The sequence below is a fragment of the Streptococcus vestibularis ATCC 49124 genome (assembly GCF_000188295.1).
Lineage (GTDB): Bacteria > Bacillota > Bacilli > Lactobacillales > Streptococcaceae > Streptococcus > Streptococcus vestibularis.
In genome coordinates, this window is sequence record NZ_GL831112.1 from 1089851 (window position 1) to 1092540 (window position 2690).

Annotated in this window: 2 protein-coding genes and 2 pseudogenes; 3 read left to right on the forward strand and 1 reads right to left on the reverse strand. The window is 36.9% G+C overall.

Annotated elements, in window-relative coordinates; all coding sequences use genetic code 11:
- Positions 1-163: 163 nt before the first annotated feature.
- A complete protein-coding gene (locus HMPREF9425_RS05345) occupies positions 164-877 on the reverse strand; it encodes a glucosaminidase domain-containing protein (RefSeq protein ID WP_003097360.1) in 714 nt (237 codons plus the stop codon).
- Between the two features lie 172 nt (positions 878-1049).
- Between HMPREF9425_RS05345 and HMPREF9425_RS05350 the strand changes: the two genes are divergently transcribed.
- From HMPREF9425_RS05350 to HMPREF9425_RS09450, 3 genes and pseudogenes are all read left to right on the forward strand, one after another.
- Positions 1050-2057 carry a YeiH family protein gene (locus HMPREF9425_RS05350; RefSeq protein ID WP_003092677.1) on the forward strand — a complete coding sequence of 336 codons (1008 nt, stop codon included), beginning with the start codon at positions 1050-1052 and terminating at the stop codon, positions 2055-2057.
- Positions 2058-2321: 264 nt separating this feature from the next.
- Positions 2322-2468, forward strand: a pseudogene (locus HMPREF9425_RS10055) (transposase); the annotation flags it as partial.
- Between the two features lie 63 nt (positions 2469-2531).
- Positions 2532-2690: pseudogene (locus tag HMPREF9425_RS09450) on the forward strand (IS110 family transposase); the annotation flags it as partial.

The window sequence follows — 2690 nt, forward strand, 5'->3', positions numbered from 1 at the left end:
TCAGATTTCTTCTTTGGCTTACGTCCCATTTTAGGCGGTCTCCCTCTTGTTTTCTCAATTCATGTATTTGAACTTTATCTTCATAAGTCAATTTCATAATAAAAACACCCCAAGTTAGATTTTTTCTGTCTAACCTTTGGGGTGCAGTTCATTTCGGCTCTTTTTATTTATAATTTTTATAGCTTGCCCAAGCCTCATCTATAGATAAGGTCTCAGCATCTGTGTATGATCCTCTATAAGCATTCCAAACAAGACCGCCACTTGAACCTGTTTTCTGAGTAACCGGAGCTTGATCGTAGATAGTAAGACCATAGTATGCAATAATACTATTTAACTTAGATGCATACAGACTATCTGTAGCATAGGTTCCTGTGAGTGCCTGAGTAGCATCCGCATAGCTACTTGTATTTGATTTCCAAGTACCTGAATAAGTAGATGACGTCATCAAAGCAGCATAATCTGCTAGGGAATCACTCAGACTTCCATATGAACGAAAGGGCTCGTCAATCTCGTAAGTATTTCCTGCACCTCCATCTTCCCAAGTACGCATTGTAACAGAGTTCCCATTATAAGAACCCTTAATACCAAAGAAGTTGTAATAAGGAGCTTGACTCAAACCTGACTGACCTGAATTTGATTCTAGAATTGCTTGAGCAATTAAAACAGAAGCATAGATATTGTAGTCTTGACCAATCTGTCTCGTAGTCTCACCGATACTATCAATAAAAGCTGTCGTAGTTTGATTATAGGCAGCTTCAGCTTTAGCATTGACACTATTATCATTCTTTCTGTCTGTTGTAAAGGCCAACACAAAAAAGAGTGAACAGATAAAAGCCCCTACGATAAAAACAAAATACTTCTTTAAATGACGATACATACAGCCCTCCCTTCATAAAAAAACGATTATAATATTTTAATACTATTCTATCAAAAAAACTGATACCCTGCAACCTTCTTACCTAGTTGTTGCTGAGAAATAAGGCAGAAGTCACCTTTACATCATATTTATAATAAGCTATAATATAGTCAAGTTTTAAGGAGGTAACTTAATGAAAATAAAAGAATCCTTACCTGGAATAAGTATTTCAATACTTATATCGCTCATAGCTTGGTATCTTGGAAAATTATTTCCTATTATTGGTGGACCGGTCATTGGACTTTTTATTGGACTCTTATTAGCTAGTCTACCTATAAATCAAAAAAAATTTTTAGTAGGGATGCAATTTACATCAAAAAAAGTATTACAATACGCAGTTGTTCTTCTTGGATTTGGATTAAATCTTTCTCAAGTCTTCAACGTTGGTTTAACATCTCTGCCCATTATTTTAGCTACCATTACTACGGCACTGATTACTGCTTATTTCATCCATAAGCTATTTAAATTAGATAGTGAAATCGCAACTTTAGTAGGAGTTGGATCATCTATCTGCGGTGGTTCTGCTATTGCAGCCACTGCACCTGTTATCAAGGCCAAAGATGAGTCCATTGCAACTGCAATCTCTGTTATTTTCTTTTTCAACATTTTGGCAGCTCTACTTTTTCCCCACTTAGGCTCTTGGTTAGGCCTCAGTAATCAGGGATTTGCTATATTTGCTGGGACAGCTGTTAATGATACATCCTCTGTAACTGCTACTGCTAGTTCATGGGATAGCTTACATGGAACATCCATCCTAGAGCAGGCAACGATTGTCAAATTAACAAGGACACTTGCTATCATTCCTATCACTCTAGGACTCTCTATTTGGCAGTCAAAAAAAGATAATACACAGGAGAGTTTTTCTCTGACCAAAGCAATTCCAAACTTCATCCTTTGGTTCCTGTTGGCTTCACTCGTTACAACCATAACGATGTCTATGGGTGTCCCATCCGCTATCTTCAATCCTTTAAAAGACCTTTCAAAATTCATGATTATCATGGCCATGACAGCTATCGGTTACCAAACAAATCTCAAAAAACTAATTACTAGGGGGGGAGCTGCTCTATTAGTGGGAGGAATTTGTTGGCTATTAATTAGTGTCGTTTCACTCCTCATGCAAAAGCTATTAGGACTTTGGTAAATAAAACTCACAAACTAAACAAGTTTGTGAGTTTTATTTTATTGTGGCTCTATAATTTCTATAGTGGGTAAAACCACTGTAGAGTTATAGAGCTTTTTGAGTGTACACAAAAAGTCCCATAAGAACTATAATGAAAAGCGACAAAACCATCATTAGGAAGAACTCATGAGACCTATTAAGAATCCCACAGAATTAATCGGAATCAAAGACCAAAATATCAAGATTTTACTTATTTTTGAAACTGACACTCATATCGAGATTCAAGCAAAACTTGAAGCGACTAACAAGTTGATCAAAGACATCAAACGATTAGGATTCGGTTTTAGAAACTTTATTAACTTTAAGAAACGTGTCTTTATCACTCTAAACATACATAAAAAGAGGACCTATCCGGTCCTCTCTAGATGTTAGCTTTTCGTCACCCACTACAGTTGACAAACATACTAAGATTAGTAGTGAAGAAATCTCCGACGGGAGGAGGTCCGTTACTATGCTCAAGAATTGCTTCATCTTTCTGAATGCAGACAAGTTGTCTTAAACGACATGGTAGCTCTAGCTCAGCCTTTACCAGAGTATGACATCTTACGGTCAATTCCTGGCATCGCAGAAACCACAGCGACATCTATCATTGGC

What these genes read in the sequence shown, in the direction of transcription:
- HMPREF9425_RS05350 (WP_003092677.1), top strand. Translation starts at nt 1,050, where the DNA reads ATGAAAATAAAAGAATCCTTACCTGGAATAAGTATTTCAATACTTATA.
- HMPREF9425_RS05345 (WP_003097360.1), bottom strand. Translation starts at nt 877, where the DNA reads ATGTATCGTCATTTAAAGAAGTATTTTGTTTTTATCGTAGGGGCTTTT.